The organism is Devosia sp. (assembly GCF_036406155.1).
Classification (GTDB): Bacteria; Pseudomonadota; Alphaproteobacteria; order Rhizobiales; family Devosiaceae; genus Devosia_A.
In genome coordinates, this window is record NZ_DASWVV010000230.1 from 1 (window position 1) to 6,362 (window position 6,362).

The 6,362-nt window shown below is 68.3% G+C and carries 7 protein-coding genes; 6 read left to right on the forward strand and 1 reads right to left on the reverse strand.

All coding sequences use genetic code 11. The features are described from left to right. The 4 genes from VGD93_RS16070 to VGD93_RS16085 form a co-directional block, all read left to right on the forward strand. Positions 1-188: twin-arginine translocase subunit TatC (locus VGD93_RS16070; protein ID WP_395013180.1), on the forward strand; the 188-nt coding region annotated here is incomplete at its 5' end. Positions 189-227: 39 nt separating this feature from the next. After that, positions 228-1,673, forward strand: coding sequence for a serine--tRNA ligase (serS, locus tag VGD93_RS16075; RefSeq protein ID WP_395013181.1), 1,446 nt, complete (start codon positions 228-230; stop codon positions 1,671-1,673). Beyond that, positions 1,670-2,452 (forward strand): 5'/3'-nucleotidase SurE, encoded by a 783-nt coding sequence (surE, locus tag VGD93_RS16080; protein ID WP_395013182.1) that lies wholly within the window; start codon positions 1,670-1,672, stop codon positions 2,450-2,452. Before serS ends, surE begins: the two co-directional genes overlap by 4 nt. Before the next feature lie 509 nt (positions 2,453-2,961). Continuing rightward, entirely contained in the window at positions 2,962-3,759 is a 798-nt protein-coding gene (locus tag VGD93_RS16085) for a peptidoglycan DD-metalloendopeptidase family protein (RefSeq protein ID WP_395013183.1), read from the forward strand. Between the two features lie 76 nt (positions 3,760-3,835). Here the strand turns inward: VGD93_RS16085 and VGD93_RS16090 are convergent, their stop codons facing one another. Next, complete coding sequence (locus tag VGD93_RS16090) at positions 3,836-4,699, reverse strand: ATP-binding protein (protein WP_395013184.1); 864 nt, start codon at positions 4,697-4,699, stop codon at positions 3,836-3,838. Between the two features lie 189 nt (positions 4,700-4,888). On the opposite strand from VGD93_RS16090, the gene yajC reads away from it, so the two are divergent. Next, the gene (yajC, locus tag VGD93_RS16095) at positions 4,889-5,239 is read left to right on the forward strand and encodes a preprotein translocase subunit YajC (protein WP_395013185.1); all 351 of its coding nucleotides are present in this window, start codon (positions 4,889-4,891) and stop codon (positions 5,237-5,239) included. Positions 5,240-5,305: 66 nt separating this feature from the next. Then, a partial coding sequence (locus VGD93_RS16100) for a SecDF P1 head subdomain-containing protein (protein ID WP_413789705.1) occupies positions 5,306-6,362 on the forward strand: 1,057 nt, incomplete at its 3' end.

Genomic DNA, 6,362 nt, shown 5'->3' on the forward strand with positions numbered 1-6,362 from the left:
GGCGCTATGCCATCGTCGGCATCCTCGCCGCGGCTGCGTTCATCACCCCGCCGGACCCCATCTCCCAGATCGGCCTTGCCCTGCCGATGTACCTCTTATACGAAATCTCGATTCTTTCGGTCCGCTGGGTCGAGCGATCCCGCGCCCGGGCGCTTGCCGCCGAGACCGAAGCCGCCAAGTCAGAATAGGCCGGTCGCGAACCGGCGCCAGAAAGCCGGGACCTTCCGATGTTCGACATCAACTGGATCAGAGCCAGCCGCGAGGCGTTCGACCGTGCCCTCGCCGGCCGCCGCAACGTGCCGTTCACCTCGGCCGAACTGCTGGCCATGGACGACGAGCGCCGGGCCGCGATCGTTGCCGTCGAGGAGGCGCAGGCGCGGCGCAATGCGCTGTCCAAGCAGATCGGCCAGGCCAAGGCGCAGAAGGACGAGGCGCGGGCGAACGCGCTGATGGCGGAGGTCGCCGCGCTCAAGGAGACCATCCAGGGCGGCGAGGCAGCGCGCAAGGAGGCCGAGGAAAAGCTGGCCGGCGCGCTGGCGGTCATTCCCAACCTGCCGCTCGAGGACGTGCCGGTCGGGCCCGACGAGAGCGCCAATGTCGAGTATTTCGGGCCCGGCGGCGCCGCGGCGGCGGGCGGGCGCCCGCCCAAGCCCGACTTCGCGTTCACCCCGAAGGAGCATTACGAGCTCGGCGAAGCGCTGGAACAGATGGATTTCGAGGTGGCGGCGAAGCTTTCGGGCAGCCGTTTCGTCGTGCTCAAGGGCCAGCTCGCCCGCATGGCGCGCGCCCTCGGCCAGTTCATGCTCGACCTGCACGTTGATGCGCACGGCTATACCGAGGTGCAGCCGCCGCTGCTCGTCCGCGACGACGCCCTGTTCGGCACCAACCAGCTGCCGAAGTTCGAGGAAGACCTGTTCTTCACCTACAAGAGCCGCTTCCCGGAGGGCATGCAGCGGGCCCTCAACTCGCTTGTGCACGGGCATGTCGACAGCCTGTCCGAAGACGAATGGGAAACCGAGCGCGACGCCCTGCTGCAACTGGGGACGTTCCAGGCCGCGCCGGTGTCGGAGCGCCTGGCGCTGATCCCGACCGCCGAAGTCCCGCTTACCAACCTCGTGCGCGAATCCATCGTGGCCGAGGCCGAGCTGCCGCTGCGCTTCACGGCACTGACGCCGTGCTTCCGCTCGGAGGCGGGGTCGGCCGGGCGCGACACGCGCGGCATGATCCGCCAGCACCAGTTCGACAAGGTCGAGATGGTGGCGATCACGACGCCCGAAACTTCGCTCGCGGAGCACGAGAAGATGCTCGCCGACGCCGAGGATGTGCTGCGCCGGCTCGGTCTGCACTACCGCGTGGTGACGCTGTCGACCGGCGACATGGGGTTCGGCGCGCAGAAGACCTACGACATCGAGGTCTGGCTGCCGGGGCAGGGGGCGTATCGCGAGATCTCCTCGGTCTCGGTGTGCGGCGATTTCCAGGCGCGGCGCATGGAGGCGCGCTACCGCGACGCCGAGGGCAGGATCCGGCACCTGCATACCCTCAACGGTTCCGGGGTGGCGGTCGGCCGGGCGCTGATCGCGGTGATGGAGAACTACCAGCGGGAAGACGGCTCGATCGCCGTGCCCGAGGCGCTGCGCCCCTACATGGGCGGCCTCGAAACCATCGGGAGGTGAGCCTGCGCATCCTCATCACCAATGACGACGGCGTCGACGCCCCCGGCATCGCGGTGATGCGGGAGATCGCCGGCGAGCTCTCCGACGACATCTGGGTGATTGCGCCCGACGGCAACCAGTCGGGGGCCTCGCACCGCTTCACCTTCGGCCGCGAACTCAGGCTCGAGCAGCGAGGCCACAGGGTCTATGCGGTGCATGGCGGCTCGCCGGCCGACTGCGTCGTCGCCGGCATGACGCATCTGTGCGCGGAGCGGCTGCCGGACCTGGTACTCTCCGGCGTCAACAACGGCCAGAACCTGGGCGACATCATCAACTGCTCGGGGACCGCTGCGGGCGCGCGCGAGGGGGCGCTGCAGGGCGCGCTCGGCATCGCCATGAGCCAGGCGGTGGACTACGAGACGAACCGCGAAGTGGACTGGCGCAATGCCCGCCGTTTCGGCGTCGACGTGGTACGTGCCATCCTCGCCGAGGCCGATGGCAGGGAGACCTACTTCAACGTCAATTTCCCGCATTGCCCGCCGCAGGAGGTGACGGGCATCCGCGTCGTCCCCGCGCAGCGTTTCTCGCGCTCGCCGATGCGCTACTACCAGAGCGACGACCCAGAGAGCTTCTTCATCGCCATCCCGGAGACGCCGGCGCCGCTCGACGCCGCGCGCGATTTCCATGTGCTGCACCACGAGAACGCCATTGCCGTGACGCCGCTGGCCCTGCAACTCAGCGACATGGCGACGGCGGCGCGGCTCGACGGCAGGCTGTCGCTTGGCGGCGGGGCGCGCTGACGCCGCGGCCGTTTCGGGGCGTTCCGGGCGGTAACCCTACCGAGGGCTGAATCGGCGGCGGCGGGCCCGCGCAATTCGCATCGAATTTAAACTGATCTTTACCCTAACGCCCTAGTCTCGGCTCCATTGAGTACCTGCGTACGAGTGGACTGATGAATATTCGCGTTGCCGGGATTGTGCTTAAGACGGTCGCGCTGACCGGCCTTCTGGCCGGAACCGCGGCAGTTTCGGGGTGTACGGCTCTGGGGAGCCGCGCCTTCGCCGATCGCACCACGACGAGTTCGGTGTCGGCATCGGCTCTCGGCAGCCCGAACCAGGCGATGCCGAGGCCCCTGGGGGCGACGCAGGTCGCCGCCGGTCCATTCATCCCACCCTCTGATATCGGCGGTAGCGGCGTGGCCTCGGCGCTGGTGCCAGTGGCATCGGGGCAGGGTCCGGCAATGGGCTCAGTGTCGACCACAGACCTGCCAGTGCTCACTTCGTCAACCTCCCAGGGGAGTGCAACTCCGATGTCCGCCCAGCCCTCATTTGCCCCCGCCGCGGTCGCGTCCAAGCCGGCGCCGGTGCAGGCCGCCGCCCCGAACCTCGTCTCGGTCCCGACCGACGCCTATGTGCACGTGATCGAGAGCGGGGAATCGCTGTATACCATTGCGCGCCGCTACGACGTGACTGCGCAGGCGATCGTGCAGGCGAACGGCTTCAGTTCCCCCGACAAGATCTTCGTCGGGCAGAAGATCGTGATCCCGGGTCGTCCCGATCTTCTGACGAAGAAAGGCCCGGCCACATCCGCCGCGGCACCGGTGCTGGTGGCGTCGGCCGATCCGGCCGCGGCCATGCCGGCGGCAAGTCCCGAGCCGGCCAGGGTCGAGACGCCGGTCGCGGCTGCCGCGCCCGCCGCCAAGCCGCTGGTCCAGCCGGCCGTCGAGCCCAAGCTCTCGGGCGCCGAGAAATTCCGCTGGCCGGTGAGCGGCCGCATCATCACCGACTTCGCCAACTCCAAGGGGACCGGCATCAATATCGAGGCGCCGGAAGGCGCCGCCATCCGTGCCGCCGAGAACGGACAGGTGATCTATGTCGGCTCCGGCGTCGAGGGGTACGGCAACCTCGTGCTCATCCGCCACCCCAACGGCTACGTCTCGGCCTACGCCCATCTCAAGGACACGACGGTCCAGAAGGGCGACGTCGTCAACCGCGGCGACAATATCGGCTCGGCCGGCATGACCGGCTCGGTGTCGCGCCCGCAGCTGCATTTCGAATTGCGCAAGGGCGCCACCCCGGTGGACCCGGTGCCGCTGCTGGCCAGCTGAGCCCACGACCACCTCACGGCGAACAGCGCATGGCGAGCCGGGCAACCCGCTCGCCATGCGCTTTTCGCAGTCTCGGTCAGATCGCCTTGCCCTGCTCGCCGGCCAGCTGGCGCACGAACTGGATGGCGACGCGGCCGGAGCGGGCGCCGCGTGTCGCTGCCCATTCGATCGCCCGCGCGCGCAGCGTGTCGTCATCGATGTCGATGCCGTAGGCGTCGCAGTAGCCGCGCACCATGGCGAGGAAGGTCGGCTGGTCGCAGTGGTGGAAGCCGAGCCAGAGCCCGAAGCGATCGGAGAGCGAGACCTTCTCGTCCACCGCCTCGCCCGGCGAGATGGCGGTGGCGCGTTCGTTCTCGACCATCTCGCGCGGCATCAGGTGCCGGCGGTTGGAGGTGGCGTAGAACAGCACGTTGTCGGGCCGGCCCTCGAGCCCGCCTTCGAGAATGCTCTTGAGCGACTTGTAGCTGGTCTCGTCCTTGTCGAAGGACAGGTCATCGCAGAAGACGATGAAGCGCGCGTCCTCGCGGGCGATGATGCGCATGAGGCGCGGCAGGCTCTCGATATCCTCGCGCGCGATCTCGATCAGGATCAGGCGCTTCGTGCCGGCCATGGCGCCGACGCTGGCGTGGATGGCCTTGACCAGCGAGCTCTTGCCCATGCCGCGGGCGCCCCACAGCAGGGCATTATTGGCTGAGAAACCGCGCGCGAACTGCAGCGTGTTCTGCAGCAGGATATCGCGCACGTCGCCGATGCCCTGCAGCAGCTCGAGCGGCACGCGGGCGACCCTGGGGACCGCCACCAGGCCGCCGGCCGCGTCCCAGTGATAGGCGTCCGCCGTCAGCGCCGGGGCGGGCGGGGCGGAGGGCGCGCGCATGGAATCCAGGGCATCGGCCATGCGCGCGAGCGACGCGGCGATCGCGCCCAGAGTGTCGTCCGTCATCGTTTCAGCTTCCTCCGGCCGCGGCGCCTCGGCGGCGCGTCGTTTGCCTTTGCAATCGCGTAGGTTCGCTTCTATATTCCGCCCGATTTTGTGCCGGGTGGGCCTGCCCATAGCCGGAAACGGTCCCTATATGGGGCAATCACCGGCAACTTGACAAGCCGACAGCCAACTCGACAAGGATCCTGATTGATGTTTGTGACTCCCGCCCTCGCGCAAGCCACCGGTGCTGCCCCGTCCGCTGGTGCCGGCGACCTGCTGCTGCAGTTCGCGCCGATCCTGCTGCTGGTCGTCATCTTCTGGCTGCTCATCTTCCGGCCGCAGCAGAAGCGCATGAAGCAGCAGCAGGCGATGCTGGCGGCGATCCAGCGCGGCGACACGGTCGTCACCACCGGCGGCCTGGTCGGCAAGGTCACCAAGGCCGTGGACGGGGAGGACCTCGAGGTCGAGATCGCCCAGGGGACGCGCGTCAAGGTGGTGCGCTCGATGGTCGCCGATGTCCGTTCCAAGTCGACGCCCGTCAACGACAACAAGCCGGCCTGACAGGCCGATCGCCGCCAGCCGGTAAGCCGGCCGGCGGCCGCCCGCCGGGCAGATATGGGTTAGGTCATGCAGTTCACGCCGTTCCGCACAGCGGTCATCGCGATCGTTGCTCTCCTGGGCATCCTGTTCGCCGCGCCGAACCTCTTTCCGGAGGAAACGGTCAAGGCGTGGCCGGATTTCGTGCCCAAGCAGCAGATGGTGCTCGGCCTCGACCTGCGCGGCGGCTCGCACCTGCTGCTGCAGGTCAACCGCGAAGGCATCGTGGCCGAGCGCATCAAGGAGTTGCGCCGCGATGCGCGCTCCAAGCTCGCCACCGAGAACGGCATCGGCAACATCATCACCACGGGCACGGACTCGATCACCGTCGAGCTGACCGATCCGACCCAGCGCGCGGCTGCCGAGGCCACGCTGAAGACGCTGCAGAACGTCATCTCCGGCTCGCTCTTCGCAGTGGGCGGCGTCCCCGAACTGGCGTTCTCGGACACGCCCGACGGCAAGATCGTGATCACCCTCACGCCCGAGGGCATCGACGAGCGCATGTCGTCGCTGGTCAGCCAGTCGATGGAGGTGATCCGCAAGCGTATCGACGAACTGGGCACGACCGAGCCCACCATCCAGCGCCAGGGCACCGACCGCGTGCTGGTACAGCTTCCCGGTTTCGGCGACTCCACCCGGCTCAAGGACATCATCTCGCGTACGGCGCGGCTGACCTTCCACCTCGTCCACCCCACGATGACCGCGGCGCAGGCTGAGGCGCAGGGCATCCCGGCGGGCTACATGGTGCTGCCCAGCGCCGACGGCGGCAAGGAACTGCTCAACGAGAACGTCGAGCTCGGCGGCGAGTCGCTGGTCGATTCCCAGCCCGCCTTCGACCAGCAGACGGCGCGCTCGGTGGTCAGCTTCAAGTTCGATACGCGCGGCGCCATCGTCTTCGGCGAGGTGACATCCAAGAACGTCGGCAAGCGCTTCGCCATCGTGCTCGACAACCAGGTCATCACCGCCCCGGTGATCCAGCAGGCGATCACCGGCGGCTCGGGCCAGATTTCTGGAAGTTTCACGCCGCAAACCGCCAACGACCTGGCGGTGCTGCTGCGCGCGGGTGCCTTGCCCGCCAGCCTCGACG

What these genes read in the sequence shown, in the direction of transcription:
- yajC (WP_395013185.1), top strand. Translation starts at nt 4,889, where the DNA reads ATGTTTGTGACTCCCGCCCTCGCGCAAGCCACCGGTGCTGCCCCGTCC.
- serS (WP_395013181.1), top strand. Translation starts at nt 228, where the DNA reads ATGTTCGACATCAACTGGATCAGAGCCAGCCGCGAGGCGTTCGACCGT.
- VGD93_RS16090 (WP_395013184.1), bottom strand. Translation starts at nt 4,699, where the DNA reads ATGACGGACGACACTCTGGGCGCGATCGCCGCGTCGCTCGCGCGCATG.
- VGD93_RS16085 (WP_395013183.1), top strand. Translation starts at nt 2,962, where the DNA reads ATGTCCGCCCAGCCCTCATTTGCCCCCGCCGCGGTCGCGTCCAAGCCG.